The 18280-nt window shown below is 39.7% G+C and carries 8 protein-coding genes, 1 tRNA gene and 1 pseudogene; 2 read left to right on the top strand and 8 right to left on the bottom strand.

What is annotated here, in order from left to right; genetic code table 11:
* Window positions 1-267: 267 nt before the first annotated feature.
* A complete protein-coding gene (gene uvrB, locus NFS34_RS11275; RefSeq protein WP_251360166.1) occupies window positions 268-2262 on the bottom strand; it encodes an excinuclease ABC subunit UvrB in 1995 nt (664 codons plus the stop codon).
* Window positions 2263-2376: 114 nt separating this feature from the next.
* Here uvrB and NFS34_RS11280 point away from each other — a divergent pair, with 114 nt between their 5' ends.
* Window positions 2377-3555: a pyridoxal phosphate-dependent aminotransferase gene (locus tag NFS34_RS11280; protein WP_251360167.1), complete on the top strand. Its 1179-nt coding sequence runs from the start codon at window positions 2377-2379 to the stop codon at window positions 3553-3555.
* 111 nt (window positions 3556-3666) lie between these two features.
* Window positions 3667-3742: transfer RNA gene (locus tag NFS34_RS11285), tRNA-Asn, on the top strand.
* A gap of 50 nt (window positions 3743-3792) precedes the next feature.
* Here NFS34_RS11285 and NFS34_RS11290 read toward each other — a convergent pair.
* The 7 genes and pseudogenes from NFS34_RS11290 to NFS34_RS11325 all read right to left on the bottom strand — a co-directional run bounded on the left by NFS34_RS11290 (window position 3793) and on the right by NFS34_RS11325 (window position 18237).
* The gene (locus NFS34_RS11290; RefSeq protein WP_251360168.1) at window positions 3793-5892 is read right to left on the bottom strand and encodes a TonB-dependent receptor; all 2100 of its coding nucleotides are present in this window, start codon (window positions 5890-5892) and stop codon (window positions 3793-3795) included.
* 292 nt (window positions 5893-6184) lie between these two features.
* Window positions 6185-7588, bottom strand: coding sequence for a hypothetical protein (locus tag NFS34_RS11295; RefSeq protein ID WP_251360171.1), 1404 nt, complete (start codon window positions 7586-7588; stop codon window positions 6185-6187).
* Window positions 7585-13860, bottom strand: a complete 6276-nt coding sequence (locus NFS34_RS11300) for an AAA domain-containing protein (RefSeq protein WP_251360172.1) — start codon at window positions 13858-13860, stop codon at window positions 7585-7587. Before NFS34_RS11300 ends, NFS34_RS11295 begins: the two co-directional genes overlap by 4 nt.
* The gene (locus tag NFS34_RS11305) at window positions 13853-14515 is read right to left on the bottom strand and encodes a 4Fe-4S single cluster domain-containing protein (protein WP_251360174.1); all 663 of its coding nucleotides are present in this window, start codon (window positions 14513-14515) and stop codon (window positions 13853-13855) included. The genes NFS34_RS11300 and NFS34_RS11305 overlap by 8 nt, the downstream gene beginning before the upstream one ends.
* 4 nt (window positions 14516-14519) lie before the next feature.
* Window positions 14520-16359 (bottom strand): annotated as a pseudogene (locus tag NFS34_RS11680) (AAA family ATPase).
* A gap of 850 nt (window positions 16360-17209) precedes the next feature.
* On the bottom strand, window positions 17210-18025 hold the full coding sequence (locus NFS34_RS11320) for a hypothetical protein (protein WP_251360178.1): 816 nt from the start codon (window positions 18023-18025) through the stop codon (window positions 17210-17212).
* A 5-nt stretch (window positions 18026-18030) separates the two neighbouring features.
* Window positions 18031-18237, bottom strand: coding sequence for an AlpA family transcriptional regulator (locus NFS34_RS11325; protein WP_251360179.1), 207 nt, complete (start codon window positions 18235-18237; stop codon window positions 18031-18033).
* Window positions 18238-18280 lie beyond the last annotated feature (43 nt).

The following is an 18280-nucleotide window of genomic DNA, read 5'->3' on the forward strand; positions in this document are numbered from 1 at the left end:
TTGTTAAAACGATGCTTGCTGAAATCGAAAGGACGCTGAAACTCGAACAAAGGAACTTACTCAATTGGGATCTGAAGTTTTTGTTGTTATTTTTCTTTATAAACATCGATCTTAATACTCTCTACACTTCATATACGGCTTAGTTTCTACAGTTTCGCTGTTCCAACCAAAAGGCTAAATACGCCTCTTGTTTGGACGCGCAATTGTACCAGCTAACCATGCAAATTCATCCCAAAAGTAGATTTTCGAGAAATAATTAACTAAAAATCATGTTGCTTTGATACTGAGTTCTCTCAAATGTTCAATTTTATCCCGAACTTTTGCCGCCTTTTCAAACTCCAGATCCTTAGCAAAATCGAGCATTTGAGATTCTAACTCATTAATTTCATTAACAATTTCCTTAAGTGACTTAGTTGCATAATCAGCTTTACGTTCAGCCACTTTGCGCGAAACCGCCGCATCCCGCCCCGTATCCATGACATCCGTAATCTTTTTAGACACGCCCTTAGGGGTAATTCCATGCTTTTCGTTGAATTCTTGCTGAATTTTACGCCGTCGATTGGTTTCACCAATGGCCCTTTCCATCGATCCGGTGATCCTATCGCCATATAATATGGCTTTACCCTTTAAATTACGCGCCGCACGACCAATGGTCTGGATCAGTGAGCGCTCCGAACGTAGAAAGCCCTCTTTGTCCGCATCCAAAATAGCAACAAGTGAGACTTCCGGCATGTCCAGCCCTTCGCGTAACAAGTTAATCCCCACCAGCACGTCAAATTCGCCAATCCGCAAATCGCGGATAATTTCCATCCGCTCCACCGTATCAATATCCGAATGCAAATAGCGCACCCGCACCCCATGCTCCGATAAATAATCGGTTAAATCCTCAGCCATGCGCTTGGTTAAAGTGGTGATCAACACCCTTTCATTAACTGCAACTCGTTGATTTATCTCAGAAAGCACATCGTCCACCTGAGTGCCAACTGGGCGCACCTCCACTTCCGGATCAATAAGCCCAGTTGGCCGAACCAGCTGCTCAACCACCTGCCCAGTATGTTCTTTTTCATAATCGCCTGGGGTTGCGGAGACGAAAATGGTTTGTGGCGCAATTCGTTCGAATTCTTCAAACCGTAACGGCCGATTATCCAAGGCTGAAGGCAAGCGAAAGCCAAACTCCACCAAGGTTTCTTTGCGCGAGCGGTCGCCTTTATACATGGCGCCAATTTGCGATACGGTAACGTGTGACTCATCAATCACCATCAAAGCATCCGGTGGTAAATAATCCAGTAAACACGGCGGTGGCTCGCCGGGCCTAGCGCCGGATAAGAAGCGCGAATAATTTTCAATCCCTGAGCAATAACCCAACTCCTGCATCATTTCGATATCAAATTTCACCCGCTGTTCAAGTCGCTGCGCTTCCACCAACTTATTCATCTCGTACAACTGGGCCAAACGTTCTTTTAGCTCGACTTTGATTTCTTCGATTGCATCCAAAATAGTCTGGCGCGAGGTCACATAATGACTTTTGGGGAAAATGGTGACGCGCGATAACCGCTTTAAAACTTCACCAGTCAAGGGATCAAATGTCTGAATGGATTCCACTTCATCGTCAAACAGCTCAATCCGAATGGCATTTTTATCGGACTCAGCAGGATAAATGTCAATTAAATCGCCGCGCACCCGATAAGTTGCCCGCTCTAGATCAAACTCATTGCGAGTGTATTGTAACTCGGCTAAGCGCCTTAAAATAAAGCGCTGATCGATGCTGTCGCCAACCTTCAGGTGCATCACCATGCTGTGAAAAGCTTTTGGATCGCCCAAACCATAAATTGCCGATACTGAAGCCACGATAATCGCATCGCGCCGCTCTAATAAAGCCCTAGTAGCCGACAGCCGCATCTGCTCAATATGCTCATTAATCGAAGAGTCTTTTTCAATGAAAGTATCTGAGGCTGGCACATAGGCTTCTGGCTGATAATAGTCGTAGTAAGAAACAAAGTATTCCACTGAATTGGTCGGGAAAAATTCTTTAAATTCGCCGTAAAGTTGCGCCGCCAAAGTTTTATTGGGAGCCATCACGATGGTTGGGCGGCCACTTTGTGCCACAACGTTAGCTACCGTGTAGGTTTTACCAGAGCCAGTAACGCCAAGCAGCGTTTGGTGCGATAAGCCATCGTCTAACCCTTCGAGTAATTGCTTTATGGCTGTGGGTTGATCGCCCGCAGGGGCAAATGCCGATTCAATTTTAAAATCTTGACTCATAAGCGTTTTTGGCTTGGGTCGGCTAGTAAGTTGGAGTATGATTGGCGCTTATTGTCGCACATTGCGCTAGTTCTAGGTAACTATTTGTCATTGTAACAACACTGGGGATTTCTCGTGACAACTAAACTTTCCAATCGGGTTCAACTGGTAAAACCTTCACCCACACTGGCCGTTGCTGCCAAAGCAAAAGAGCTCAAGCGCCAAGGGCGCGATATAGTCGGCTTAGGCACTGGTGAACCGGATTTTGATACCCCGCAGCACATCAAACAGGCTGCGATTGACGCCATTAATCAAGGCGCTACCAAATATACTCCGGTGGATGGAACTGTCGAGCTAAAAAATGCCATTATCGAAAAATTCAAGCGCGACAATGGCTTAGACTATCAAGCAAATCAAATTTTAGTCTCTTGTGGTGGCAAACAGAGCTTTTATAACCTGTGCCAAGCGCTCTTGAATGATGGTGATGAAGTCATTATCCCCGCGCCCTATTGGGTATCCTATCCCGATATGGCGATTTTAGCTGGCGCTAAACCGGTCATTATTGAAACTTCGATTGAGCAGCATTTAAAAATCAGTCCAACTCAGCTCGAAGCAGCAATCACGGATAAAACCCGGCTGTTCGTCATTAACAGTCCTAGCAACCCCACCGGCGTTGCTTACAGTAAAGCCGAATTAGCAGCTTTAGCCGATGTGTTGCTGAAATACCCTAATGTTTTGATCGCCACTGACGATATGTACGAGCATATTCTATGGAGCGACGAATCCTTCAGTAACATTTTAAATGCTTGCCCAGAACTCTATGACAGAACCATTGTATTAAATGGCGTTTCAAAGGCCTATGCCATGACCGGCTGGCGCATAGGTTATGCCGGTGGTCCAGCAGACTTGATTGGTGCCATGAAAAAGATTCAATCGCAAAGCACCTCGAATCCGGCCGCCCCGAGCCAAGCAGCCGCGACTGCTGCGCTCGATGGTGATCAAGCTTGTATTCAACCAATGTTGACCGAATTTAAAAAACGCCATGACTATTTAGTTGAAGCCTTAAATGCTATTGAAGGGATCACCTGCTTGCCCAGTGACGGCACTTTTTATGCCTTCCCCAACGTTCGAGGCTTAATTGAAAAGCATGGTTGTGAATCGGATTTAGACTTAGCTGAACTGCTAATCGAGAAAGTTGACCTAGCCTTAGTCCCTGGTTCAGCTTTTGGCGCACCGGGGCATTTGCGCTTATCTTATGCAGCCAGTATGGAGACCTTAAAAGAAGCCATAGCCCGATTACAGAAAATGGCCTAAAAAGTTAAAATTTTCGCAATAAAGTGTTGACCAAAACCCGAAATATGTCTATTATCTCGCCCCGTTCAGCACTTATTGTGAATACCATAAAAGCTGAGCAAACGACATAATTCCCCCTTAGTTCAGTTGGTAGAACGGTGGACTGTTAATCCATATGTCGCTGGTTCAAGTCCAGCAGGGGGAGCCATATTTTAAAGGCCTTTCAGCAATGAAAGGCCTTTTTTATTGTATATTGTTCTAATACCAATACTTGATCCCAATCGCCACATTTCGTTCTTCGCCTGGAAAGTAGCGCTCATTGCCAAAGGCAAAATCAGCTCGAGTCGCAAAGCGCTTATCAGCGATATTCCTTACCCTGGCAAATAAGGTAACTTGCGGTTTAGGTTGCCAACTTAAACGCAAATTAGCGACCGTATGGCCAGAATAATCATTGCTGTTTGCCGCGTCTGTATAGTAATCATCCACATAAATAAGCTCTAATTCACTTTGCCAACTGGAGTTGATATCCCACAATAAGCGACTATTGGCTAACCAACGAGGAGCCGTATCAATATCATCGCCCGATGAAATGATTTCGCTATCACGGCTTACGTCTCGATTAAATTGATACTTATGACGGCCATAGCTTAAGGATGTTTGCCAATTCAACTGCTGATTCAAATCAATGTTTGCGGCTAATTCAAAGCCACTATGCGACGTTTTACCATTGGTCACATTAAAACCGTCGGCATCGCGAAAAAAGAAGTTTCTTTTACGCATACTGTAAGCTGAAATTTCAAACTGATAGCTACTATTGGTATGGCGCCAGCCCATTTCAAAACTATCCAAAGTCTCAGCATCCAGTTCGCCAATAGTTTGATTGATTTGCAGTCGATAGAGATCGGTCGTTTGCGGCGGTCTAGCGCCTCTGGCTAAAGAGGCAAACCAAAAGTCTTTGTTAGTCGCTTGATAACTTGCGGCCAACTTACTGGTGACTGTAGTAAAGCTATCATCCCGATCCGCAGCCCGCAAAAAACGCCCGACACTATCGGCGACAGTCTTATTGTCGTAATCATAACGAGTATGGTTGATTCGCATTCCCGCTTGCAATTGCCAGTCTTGACTTGGCTGCCACCGCAAACGGGCAAAAGGCGCCATTTCTTTCGCGGTCACTTGATAATCGTAATGTAAACCCTGGGTAAAGCTGAAAATATCTGGGCGGGCTTGGGTTTCAGTCAAATTACCTTCGGTATAGTCCCAATCAAAACCAACTAACAGTTCAAATTGTTCGTTAAGCTCGCGACGAAACTGACTTAAAAAACCCAGCGACCAATGATCATTTTCTTCCAGTGCTTTGGAAGGTAAAAAATGCATCAAAAATTCCATCTCAGTCCAGCGCACGTAAGGTGTAATAGTTGCTTGCCAACCAGAGAGTTCATGAATATCAAATTCAGCACTGATTAGCGCATGATCTAAATCGCGAAAAGCTTCAGGATTAGGGTTGGTGCGACGCAATGCATCGTCTTCATAAGCGTTATCCCCTAGCACAAAACCCGCAGTTTCTTGTTCCAAATGATGCAGCGACAATCGCAATCTCATGTCGTACTCGGCGGCTGAGTAACCGTAAGCAAACTGGCCTTTGATCTGATCAACGCCAGAGTCATCGCGATAACCGCCATCATGAAAAATTTGAACTCCAGCTAAAAGGCCTGATACCGAATCGCTTTTACCACCTTTCCAAGAAAAATCAGAACGTTCAAACTCCGCAAGCGTTAAGCTCCCCGAGCCACCCGAAGTAGCCAAAGGATCATCTGACAAGACGTTAAAAATACCATGAATAGCATTAGAGCCATAAGTAACATCGCCTGGGCCACGTACTACTTCTATCTGTCGAGCCAACCCGGTTTGCGCACCAAACAAACCATTAACATTGGCAAAGCCAGCACTACGCAAGGGCACACCATCTTGCAAATACAAGAATGAGCCGGAGCCAGCGCCGCCCGTGAGCACCGGAGAGCGTAAAGCGGTCAAGTGCTCTTGGCCAGAGCCCTGTTGCACCCAAACACTAGGCAATCGATTCAACAACTCCGCTGGGTGTTGAGCTGCAACTCTGTCCATTTCAATTTCAGTCAAATGGCCTACCGAAGCTGCTTGAGTAGCTTTATCCGTTGGACGTCTTTCTAAAGTGATCACGATGGTGTGAAGCTGCTCTTCTTGATTATCAGATTCAGCTTCAGTTTCAGCCTTACTTTCAGCCTCTACTTTAGTGTCAGCAGCCACATAAAAATTAGCACAAACTAACAGAGCCAAGAAAAGGCCACGCAAGAGATAAGTAGACTTAAGTACGCAAGTGTTCAAATAACTATCCCTAGGAATGAACAAAATCTAAATTCAACTAAATGTATAAAACAAGAATCGGCGGCTGATGTCCAGATATAAATCGTTATAAAAAATTACAAGCAATAAAAAACCCTTGTAAACCATAGTTTTACAAGGGTTTAGATAATGGTGCCAGGGACAAACCCATAACGAGTCAATATGTAATTGATATAAACCTATAAATTTAATTCCATATATTTATATAGCACCATATATAGCACCAAACTCGATATTATTACAATTATCAGTGTCGCAATATAATCATGTTAATTTAATCTTTACCATGGCTTCGCTCTTTAAACTTGCTATTTCCTCTGCTTTCCTCGCTAGAAATTATTGACTCAAGATATTTAGAAAACTTGACTATACTTTCCCCTGGTTTCATGGCCACTTGAAAGTCTAAATCTATCCCACTCTCAGAAAGTTGCTTTCGTAATAAAGAAAAGTCTGAGCACCACTTTTCTTCCGCATCTATATCATCTCTCCTACGCCTTTCTCTTTCGGGGAGGTTACTTACAAGCCTGACCTGAAGTTTTCCAGTATCTGCCACCCCCCTTACTTCCACACCATAATCAGAATAATTATTTTTTCTAACTACCAGTTGTCCATTTTCAACCAATGCGGTCTGCATTTGTTCATTAACCGAATAACCTAATGATCGAAGCCCTTTAATCAATGCTTTTCTTCCTTTTTCAGATGCCTGCTTTTGCATTACCGCTTGTACCAAGTTATTAGCGTGTGCTTCCATATTTGTCATCACTGTGACATCTAAGGATTCTATTGCCTTATCAATTTGAACAGACAAAGGCGCAAGCCCCTCCTCTTCCAATGATTCGACTTGCACTTTAAGCAAATGCAAATTATCAACTAACTTGTTCGTCTCAATTGAGTTCCTTACAAAAGCAGCAAGGTCAATAACGAGAGAATCTATCAATACAGATTTTCTCTTGTCAGCGCCTTCTTCGTATATAGAGTTCGCTCGATTTAAAAAATGAGTCTTTTTTTCTGGTTCACATTCTATTGTTTCAATCTCTGCTAGAAGTATGTCAAGACGAGACTTTTTATCTTCTAACTCCTTATTCAATAGTTGTTCTTTTTTCCAGATATTAATGAATTGTATTTCATCAGTAGATTTCAACCTGTCAATAAGTGACATTTGTTCATCAGTAAGCTTATTCCCCTCAATAGCATTATCGCGCTTACTAGCAAGGTTTCGAAACTCTAAAGCAACAGTTTTCTCAAGCTCTATTACTTCAGCTTCGTTCATTAACTTAATTTTAGTGTAGCTAGGTAGTTTGACCGAATAGTCAATTTTTGATTGTTCATATAGAAATCTTAACGTTTTTATTGATTCTGCTAAGTTTCGCTTTCTACTAAGCTCACTTGACTTATTTTTAACTAGAATATTTTCGTATCGTTTTTTTTCCGACTTAATAAATTCAATTTCTTTAGCTACTTTTGCTGGAATAGTGCGGTAATTCTCAGGAATCGCTATCTTTTGATATCTAGATATCTTTTCAACAAATAAGTCTTCAATTTCTGTGGTTAACATTTCTTTCTTTTCTAACCAAGATAGTAGCTGCTCTATTGAAGACGTCAACATAGCCATTTGCGAAGAGCAAATGGCTAGCTTTTCCTCCTCAGTTACTATTCTAACTACTTTTGGTCCGCTCATGATTTTATCACCAAAGGTTCTATTTCAGATTGCGCAAAAGCTTGCTCTATCAAAGATTTGAGCTTTGCTTTTTCCGACTCATTTTCTCTATACCAACGGTTGCATCTTATTCTGTGGATATGTCGAACCGAACGCTGCAAAACTTGCTTTCTCCAAATTTCTCTAGCCGTTGCAGTTTTAAGAAGTTCATGTCTCGGTGCATCACATTCAATTCCAATTTCAAAGAGACCGGTAGACGGATTCTCTATAGCCAAATCTAAGCCAAATGCATCGCCATCATTTGCATGAACAACTTTACAACCTAGAGATTTTACATATGTTTCTACAGACTTAATAAACAAATTCTCACTTGAATTCACTTCTTTACCTGTCGGTTGAAGCTGTGTCAGTTGTTTAGCACTAACCTTAGCTAACTCTATTTCACCCTTACTTTTTTTGTCCGCATAGTCTAGGTACGCTTGAATGTAATCGCGAGGCTTGTTGGGTAATCTACCAGAAGTTTGCATATCTGATATCTTATCTATAGGCATAGAAGTCACAATTATAACTTTGTGTCGAGCCCGAGTAATAGCTACATTTAGTCGTTTTTCTCCACCCTTATGACCTAGAGCACCAAAATTTCTTCTGAAAGCACCATGCTGGTTTAAACCAAAAGTTGTACTAAATAAAATATAGTCTCGCTCATCACCTTGAACATTCTCAACATTCTTTACAAAAAATCCCATATCTTCGCCATTTTGAATACGATCTCGCTCAGCTAAATACATTCGAGCAAACTCTTCATTTTGGGAAGCTTCAATTTGAATCATTCCTTCAATCAATTCAGCTTGTTTTATATTAAATGTTACCACGCCTATGCTTGGAATATTTTGGTTATCGTTTAACCATATTTCCTTAAGAAGCTCTATTACCCTCTCACCTTCTTTTGGGTTAGTTTGATCAATGTAAACGCCACCAGTATGAATCACTTCCACTGGTTTTACTTTTTTAATTTCAGCGAGTGGGTGTTTCGCTGGGACGTTTAGTTTTCCTGAGTAAAATGCGTAGTTTGAAAATTCGATCAGCGCATTGTATTCAGAGCGGTAATGGATCTGAAGAGTTGTGTACGGCAATACAGAGCGACCCAAGGCAAGTAAGTCTGGACAATCTTTTATCTCTTTTCTATTCCAGGCCTCCTCTAGCGCAGAAATTTCGGCTTCTGACATATCTTCGTCTAGCTCTTCAATAATTTCGTCTTCATCCGTATCTATCTTTCTTGTGAATGAACTACTAGGTGGCATTTGTTTTTCATCGCCACTTATTACTACTCGTTTAGCACGATAAAGAGATGGAATAGAATGATCTACTAGCATTTGAGAGGCTTCATCAAAAATTACAACATCAAATAGACCAGCCTTTAAGGGTAAAACCTGACTAACTACTTCGGGATTCATCAGCCAAACAGGTCTAATCTTCATTAAACCCATATCATTTCCTAAATCAATAAATTCCCTTAACTTTTTAGTTCTTGGACCCCTAAGCCTAGTAATTGATTCCCAATCTGAATTATTGCCTAAGTCTGAATAAGAGATTTCCTGACTTAAAAGCATTTTATTTAAATTTGTTAATTCTTTATTTGCTAGGTTAAGCTGAGTCGTCGCTCTTTCTAGTGATTCAGCATCAGATAGAACCAAAGGATTTTGTTCTTCAAAGCTACCTTTCCAAGCTAACAATGTTTCTTTATAAATTATCCGTGAGACAGCATTTTCTAACGACTCAGATCGCATTAATAGTTGCCCTTTGCCCCTTAGAATTGCAAATAGTGCAATCACATCCACTTCTGTTTCTTGACTTCTAAGGCGGAATGATTGAAATGGAACAAGTGTTTTCAAAGAAGACTTCATTTTTGCAAATAATGGCGAATTCTTCTTGTTCACTAATACTCGTTTCTTTAACTTATCCACTAACTCCGTGGTAAACCATTCGGAAAGTATGGATAACTCACCTATACTTTTTTGTCTTTGTTCGGCTCTCTTTATCGCCGAGAGCATCTTCAATCTAAATTCACGAAAGCTATCCTTACTAGGTTTCTCTATAAATGCAAGAGCATCTTTTTTTCTTGGACAGCTGTATATAATCTTAGAAATACTCAAGCAGGTCCGTAAATCACCCACCACTTTATCAGTCTTAACTTTCATACTGGATAGATCCGCAGCTGGCAAATATTTATCTTCAATATTTAAAGTATTAGATAAATTTATTAGCGCTTTTCTTAAGGGCCGCAATTTTAATTCTAGGGCCAAAGCGTCTCTTAAAGGCTCTACACGCTCACTATTGAATACACCATCAACAGCTTCAAGCATTTTCTTTAACTTGAACTGTCTATAAATCCTGATGATATTAACGAAAGAAAATTTACCTTTTGGTTTTAATACTCCCTCACATCGCGAGATATTTGTGACAATTTCTTTATTGTCCAATTGCAGAATAAAATCAAACAGTAGAGGAGTATGTTCACTGCTTTGAATATTCTGGAGTTTACTTTTAATAGCAGTAGCGTTTTGATGTAGCTCTTTAGCAAGCCCTAATTCGGGGTCGTTAGAACCAAAAAGCAAGTCATTCCATTTCGTTATGATTTCAAAATCATTATTAGTTAACACTTTGAATTTATCATCCGCTATCGTTTGCCACTCTTTATAACCATCGACTTTCCCATCATCAAATGAGCTAGCGGTCTTATTTATCAATGCCTCTCTTTCTGATTCTCGTTCATAAACTTTCTGAACACATCCCTGAATTTCACTTACAATTGACTCATCGGCACTAAATAGTTTCATACCTTTAAACGGGCTATTTTCGTAATCTGAATGCAGCCAATCATTTGATAGCGATACACAAACTCTCTCAAGCTCCTTGGATTCCAAGGAAGTGTAGCCGCTAAGCATACCTCTCAATTCAGGCACGGGGATGATATCAGGGCTTTCATCTTCTACTGCTATTAATTCGCAAATGATATCCCTATAAGTCCGCTCTAACCTTTCATCATATTGATAAATCGAATCATGTAATTTATTAATATCATTTTCTAAATTTTCGAGCTGTCTTACTACACTAACTCTCTGATTTTTAGTTTTAGCTATATCTTTTTGACCTGGCCCAAAGAATTGTTCAATTTGCTCACGGATAGTTTTTATAACAGGTTGCCTGTCCCTGTTGATATCAATTACGCCGCAAATTCTTTGGGCCAAATTTTCTGCCTCAAGTCTTTTTCGAACAACATTTAAAGCCGCTTGCTTTTGACAAACTACCAAAACAGACTCTCCACGGCCTACACAATCTGCAATAATGTTTACAATTGTCTGACTTTTCCCAGTACCTGGAGGTCCCTCTATAACAACACCACACTTTTTCCGCGCCAAATTAATTGCTGAGTCTTGAGAAGGGTCAGAGGGCACAACAGAAAACTTATCGTTGTTAAGCTGCGACAGGGATGCTGCTTCAGAAGAAACTATACTGCTCATTTTTATCAATGGGTCTAGTGCAGTGTTTTCAATCGGTAATTTTTTTAGCTGACGTAAATCTTCACTTATTGCTTGGCCCACAAATTTGGCATTGAATAAGACGGCTGAACACTCGATAAACATACTTCCAGCATTCATCTCATAACTAATAGATGGATGAGTTGAAATTTCGAAGTTTAATACTTTTGCAGTACTACTAAACACTTCAACAACATCACGAGCTCTTACGTTAGAACGCCCCAGCACTTCATTTTTTAGCTCAATAAATTTATTAAACTCTTTTGTACCTAGAAGCCCTTCCAAAGCAGGATTCAGACGAACTTCTTCTCTTTCCTTGTCAAAAGAAATATTGCAAACATTGTTTCCACTGCTATGAAAGTCCATACATATAGGCCATAAAAGAATAGGTATAATTCTCGGTCTAGCGCTTGGGCTTGCTGTGCTTTTCATAAGTAGAAAGGGGAAACCTAGAAATAAACTATCTATGCCTGTTTCGCGTCGATACGAAATCGATTGATTAATAAGCCTCCGGATTCTCTGTTGTAAAACTATGTTGTCAGCGAACCTTTCAGGATCAATCGAAGTGGGAATGCCACTTCTATCAAGAATGTGACTTAAGATGCTGTCAGAACTTCTTAGTTCTGTCCCTAGCTCTGTCAAATCTATTTTTGCGCTTGTTTTACCAATAGTAAGACGAACTAGGGGCCCTCTAAGCACAGAGTTGACGACACGTTTCTCATAAAATTTAATAATATTTTCTTTATATTGCTGTTTTTCGGGCTTCGTCCATAGTTTTTCGTCTACTGATAGTAGAACAATTATTCTAGGCAAGGGCAAACGGCGCTCTATTCTGTATGTATCTGCCCAATCATCAATTCTTTCAATACCACACCTCGAAAAATCAGCGATCCTATCGTCAACTAAATGATGAATTTCTGCTCTAGGCATAGTTAACAACTTAATCGATTTATCACCATCAAAACTAGCGATATCATATTTTTCTGCTAGTGCTTTCGAGCGTTCTAAAACCATAGTGAGAGGTGTAAATTGATTTCGCCTTGCACACAGCAGTACTAATAAGTCTTCTTCATTTAATCTTTTTCTATGTAATAACGACGCTAAGCCCGCATGATCACTGTCAGGATATGACTGGCGAAGCAGTGATTCCTCAACTTCCAATTTAGCTCTAGATGTTATAATTGCATGGCTTTGATATAAAAACTCGTCCAGTTGTATTTCAAGCATTTTAGCCCGATTTAATACTCGTTCTGCTCTATGCTTTAAATTGGAAAGCCATGGCTCGCGGGATATACTTTCTAAAAATTTCGGGACTTCTCCAAATACCAATAAGTTTGCATATTCTGCATTTTGAGTTAGCCAAGCTGGAGTAATTATTTCTCCTTTCAATACCATCGGAAGAGCATCGTTCAGGATCATTAAAGTTAACGAAAAACGTATATCCTCATCTAAACTCTCAAAACCAATAACTCTCCTAAGAGTGCCTAGTCTTTCTTCTTGAAACTCACTCTCTCGCAACCATGTTTCTAAAGATCCATTTTGTAATAACTGTAGTCCTTCATCCCAGTGGCTCGACTCGGATGCAGCTAAGGAAAACTTATCTGGAGAGAAATATGCTTCATTACCCAACTGTAATGAATTAGTTAAATTAGCACTAGAAGCCTCTAGCCTTTCTCTAGGTAACTCTACATGCTCTCCATTTAACCAACGGTTTACTTGTTCCCACTTCCATCGTTCATTGGGATCTCGCGCTAGTAATCCGCACAGTAAATTTCTAATAGAAGGTTGAATATCTTCTGATATGTCTATACCTCTTGTTACAACATGGATTAAGAATGCTTTTTCGTTGATATCCTGAAAGCATTCACCATTGGTCACCTGCTCAAGCACTATCATTCCCAGGCTCCACCAATCAGAGGCGGCACTGATTGCACCTACAATAGCTTCGGGCGCAGAGTAACGTGTCAGCTCTAACGGAGAAGCAACATCTAAGTCAAAATCAGATAATCTAGCTGAACCAAAGTCAGTTACGACTAGATCTAAAGGAGTTTTTTCTCTAATCAGAATACTATGAGGGTTTAAATCGCGATGTCTCAAACCAACTTTCGAAAAATCCAACAGTGCCTTAGTTAATTCTCGAATTATTTCGCTAATGACGGCTTCATTTTCATAACCTATATACCCGACTTCTGCTAAAGCCCCACCCTCTAGCCATTCATGTATTTCATATGGTCTCGACTGCCACCGACCAGTCGTTATCAATTCTGGAATATGATCAATGTCCATAGTCTCCATGACTTGGTATATAGATTGATCAGGTTCGTGCTCTTCTTTATATAAGATTAGGAAAGCCTTTCTTTCACTTTCACCCTGTCGAACCATGAAGCTATCTTCAGATTCAGGTCTGCTATTAAGAACACTTTCTATTACCCATTCATCAATCTCTTGACCAACTAAATCAGAACTTGATGCTGGAGTTTGCTCACTATCTGGGCTAACAACTTCTGAACCGCACGCAAAGCATATTAAATCGCCATCTGCGACTTCATGTCCATTTATGCAATAGTTAACTATCGGCGGAGTAATCTCGTCTAGTAATTCTTCGGATATTTCTAGTTCAGTCAGCGGGGAAGAAGGTAATACGTTTATGAGCGGCCACCTGCACTCGTTATCATCTACTAAGTTTTCACAGTAAGTTTCATTTAACGAACGCTCAGAACTACAGCTAGGGCACTTTCGAATAAGCTCACTCATATTCTTTATCTTTATTTATACGTTTATCCATAGTTGAGACACCATCAACATTGTTAATTTTAAGTATTTCTATCAGGCTATTGATGTCAACTTGATTTGGCACTCCTGCCATCCATGCCGTGTTACCCTCATACATCAAATCAATAGAAGGACTAGAACTAGCATTGAACCCCGAACCATTGATTGCACTAACTAAATCCTCACCTTTTCTAGTGAGTGGAATAAGCTCTTGATTATCACTTCCGCGAAGGTTCAAGGATTGAGTTTGAGATATATCAAACGGTCCCGAAATAAGAGCATCAATAAGACCATCAAAGTTCTTTAAATTACTTTTCAACTTTTCATACTCATACCCAGAGTAAACTAATGTATCTATTTGCTTATGTTTTCGAGCCGATGACAAAATAGTTTTTAACTGCTCGACTTGATCGAATGGTTCTCCACCAGAGATAGTGAGACCATCAGAGTTTGGCAACCACTCATTTAACAAATTAATAACCTGGTTTATATCCACGCTATGTTTATTTTCAGCCCAAGTGTCAACAGAGATGCACCCTACACATTTAATCGAGCATCCCTGGAACCAAATCCCTACTCTCTTACCTGGCCCCATAGAAAAGACAGGGTAATGAATGCGAGAGATAGCGATTTCCATATGGTTAGAACTTTTCTAGTTTTACTACTGAAGTTGAGTCCACAATAACAAAATCTGATATTTTAAATTTGTCATTAGCCGAGGCATCCATATCAAAAAGTGCCCGTGACAGCGGGTTGACAAAGTTAGCTTCAATCATATTCCGGATCCCTCTACCACCATGAGATAAATCCTTTATGCATGCTTCTTTAAGCTTATTTTTTACAGCTTCATTCAAACTTAAGTCTATTTTTTGATTTTCCATTAGAGCAGATATTATAGAGTCCATCATTGACTCAAATATTTCTTCTCCAACATTTTTCCTAATAAAATCAAAAACTATCACATTCTCACCAATTCTATTTAAAATTTCCGGCCTATTTAGAATTAATTTGAAGTGATTTTCAATCTCATTTTTTACAGCACTTTGTACTTTTGGAAAGTCATCGTCCTGTGTAACGTTGGGCACTCGACTTCCATCTGATTCGAGTTTAAAAATACCCAAGTTTGAAGTAAATATGATAAATGTCTCTGAAAAATAGACTTTGTCACCACGGCCGGAAGTAAGTATGCCATCATCCAAAATCTGTAAAAACTTGTCTAATATTCTTGGGTGAGCCTTTTCAATTTCATCGAATAACACAACACTAAACGGTTTCTCTCTAACCGCGTTTGTTAACTCACCACCCACATCATATCCAACATACCCAGGCGGTGCTCCTATAAGTCTTTGGTCAGAATGCTCTGCACTAAACTCAGACATATCAAAGCGAACGTAAGCATTTTCATCACCGAAAAGAAGACTAGTCACTGTTTTCGCCAACTCTGTTTTACCAACCCCTGTTGGACCTGCTAAAAATACTACTCCCCTTGGCCTTCCCCCCTCTTTTTGAAGAGCCAACTCCTGTAATCGCTCGCTTAACTATATCCAATAGATGAGTAATAGCATGATCTTGTCCTTTAACTCGAGTTTGAATATATTTTTGACCATTCTTTACACTATCACGATTTATTTGTTTCCAAGGGTCTTCGGTTACACCAACTTTATAACGTCTAATTGCGTCACTTATTTCAGTGCTTGCAATTTTTTCAGAACGAGCCAGCTCTATGACAGCAAATAAATCTAGCAATAAAAAGCTATCAGTCTGCTCTGTGAAATGCATAATAGCTTTAGATTTGGAATCTTCATCAAGTGTTCGAAAATCCGATAAAGATCTTAACAAGCCAGGAATAAACGCTCTCCTAGTCTTATTGTCTGGTTTACTAATTGGAATACTTCTGATTTTCGGATTATCAACTATCATCCAGTCAGGTAGGTCGCCCTCTTTATCCACTACCCAAATAATAGTGTTATAAAAAGGCCTGGGGGGGCTACCGGCAGGCTTTACTCTCGCACGTTGTGACGCCACAAAAGCACGGCTAAATGCATCATGCTCTATCTTACTTAATCCATCAGGTTGAACGATCAGTTGTGAGGAAAAATTAGCAACTAGTGCCAATGGTTCGCCTTCTGCCAGAGCGATTTCATCAAGTACTCGAGAAAAATCTTCTATTCGAGGTATTTCGTTCCCATTAATAGAAAATGAAAATTTAGATGCAATCCGCTTCTGTACCTCAGAATCTATATTTAGGACTGTAGGAAATTTAAATCCTTTAACAGGGTCAAAGAAAATTGTTGCTTCATATCCTAGCGATTGAAATTCAAGAGCAAGGAAATCTTCTAAAGAGTACCAAGCACAATTTCCACCTTTCACATCTCTAATTTGAAAATCTCGTACATTTCCAGAAAGAACAAATTGGCTTTTGAGTGGCGTAAATCTAATTAAATCACGTACCCAACGCGGTTTAATGAAGTCTTCCCCCATAAATCATCCTTTTTTAATTTTATATTTCTCATGTTTAAAAAGACATAGCTCCCTCTTACAATAACCTGATATAAGATATTCAAGAGCTCTATTCTTTATAATTTAGCTTACAAAAGCACCAACACCTTTTTAAAGACATCATCGTTCTTGAATATTTTTTGATTTTGGTGGCAGTGTTGCTCGTATTTATACTTAGTACCAGCTCCATAATAGTCATAAACCATTCAATATTCCAGTCCAAGCAGGTCCGATATAAGCTTATCTCGTGCTGCTTTTAGAGTCTTTAGATCATCAAGTAAGCGATAATAAGTATTCCAGTGCATTCCCTTCTTTTTAGTCTTGATATAACTTTTACCTTGGGCCTCAAAGATACGCTCCGACAGCTTGCTAATTTTACTGTTTAACTGGTCTATATCTGAGCTGTTTTTGGATATATAAACTATATCTGAGCAGCATCTACAGCTAGGAGATATATTTTCAAGGTATAAAATACCAACCCTTTTCCTACATGATGGACAGATAAACCAATATCGTGAACTTCCATAATGACAGCTGGTAGTAGTTAATCTGACATTAATGCTGTAGTCCTTCCAATCGTCTCCATGAACTCGATATGAGTAACTGAAATGAATAAAGCTATCTAATACTTTAAAGTTTATACTTCCAATAGAGCGACCATTTGAGGACCACGATAGTTTTCCCTTATAACCTTCTTTCAAGTAGCCCTGCTGATTCATGAAATAAACGCTAATTTGCTTAACTTCCACTGTGGTTGTTTTACGGTTTAGTCTTATGTGATTTCCGCTACCTATTCCACCCATAATTTTTTACCCGAAATTAATAGTCAAATTTACCAACAATGATCTGCTATGAAGTCATCAATAAAGCTGTCATCTAAAGCTTTATCATCATTAAGAGAATTACAATCCTTGTCTCTTACTAACTCCCCCTCTTGATTACTTATATCGTGGTTTTCAACACACGCACTGAGCTCTGACTTAAAACATTGATTTTCATACAATTTTTGTAAATCCTTGTCTGGATTGTTTGTATGGCTGTTGTTTGTTAGTTGTATGGACAATGTCTGGTCCTTGTCCGGGTAACTATCTCTTTCTAAAGCAGTTACAATCTCTTTATTAGTTATCTCCAGCGCTTTGATAGTTTTATTTCTAATTTTAATACCTACGCCTGTTTTCTTAGTTTGACCAACTATTAATACCTCTTTGAGTTTTCCCATATAATCGTGAAAAGAAGATAATCTTGGCGGAAGCTTGAGATCTAATTTTACCCAAAGTTTATAAAAATCATGATTTTTACGAACTCTAAACTGTTTGCCTGGAAGCCTTTCACCTGCTTTTCCGTGAACTGTATTCTTAGCTCTATGAATTTCAGCATTATAAAAAGCTACTGCTTCTTTATTAGTTAAAACAGAATTATATTTAATACGAATACCAGGTGATTTTCCTGAACGATATGCGTCTCGACTAAAACTTTCATAGAGATATGCATCTGAATTTAATAGCTTTACTACTTGAAGAGTTAACTCCCATTTTTGCTCCTTGCTGAAATCCGGTTTTTTGCCTAAAGGATCCATAATTACTAGTCTTCCATTTTCTACAGAAACAGAGAAACCTTCATTAATTAGATCTCTGAGAGCAATATTCATAGAACTTACTTAGAAAAGCTTTCTAATAATTCTCGAATATCTTCCGCACGCCATGCGGTTGTATTAGGCCCTATTTTTACCGATGCTGGGAAACGGCCTGTTTTGACTCCATGCCACCAAGTACTTCTACTAACTGGTATTAATGCTAAAACTTGAGGTAGGCGCAAAAGGCCCGTTGATGGTAAGTCTACTGCTTGGTTTTGATTGGTCATGTTAGCTCCTCATTGGATTACTAACACCCTATTATCTACATAC

The sequence above is a fragment of the Kangiella sp. TOML190 genome (assembly GCF_023706045.1).
Taxonomy (GTDB): domain Bacteria; phylum Pseudomonadota; class Gammaproteobacteria; order Enterobacterales; family Kangiellaceae; genus Kangiella.

Excerpts from the sequence above, each read along its gene's own strand:
- uvrB (WP_251360166.1), bottom strand. The coding sequence starts at position 2,262 with ATGAGTCAAGATTTTAAAATTGAATCGGCATTTGCCCCTGCGGGCGAT.
- NFS34_RS11295 (WP_251360171.1), bottom strand. The coding sequence starts at position 7,588 with ATGAGCGGACCAAAAGTAGTTAGAATAGTAACTGAGGAGGAAAAGCTA.
- NFS34_RS11300 (WP_251360172.1), bottom strand. The coding sequence starts at position 13,860 with ATGAGTGAGCTTATTCGAAAGTGCCCTAGCTGTAGTTCTGAGCGTTCG.
- NFS34_RS11305 (WP_251360174.1), bottom strand. The coding sequence starts at position 14,515 with ATGGAAATCGCTATCTCTCGCATTCATTACCCTGTCTTTTCTATGGGG.
- NFS34_RS11320 (WP_251360178.1), bottom strand. The coding sequence starts at position 18,025 with ATGAATATTGCTCTCAGAGATCTAATTAATGAAGGTTTCTCTGTTTCT.
- NFS34_RS11325 (WP_251360179.1), bottom strand. The coding sequence starts at position 18,237 with ATGACCAATCAAAACCAAGCAGTAGACTTACCATCAACGGGCCTTTTG.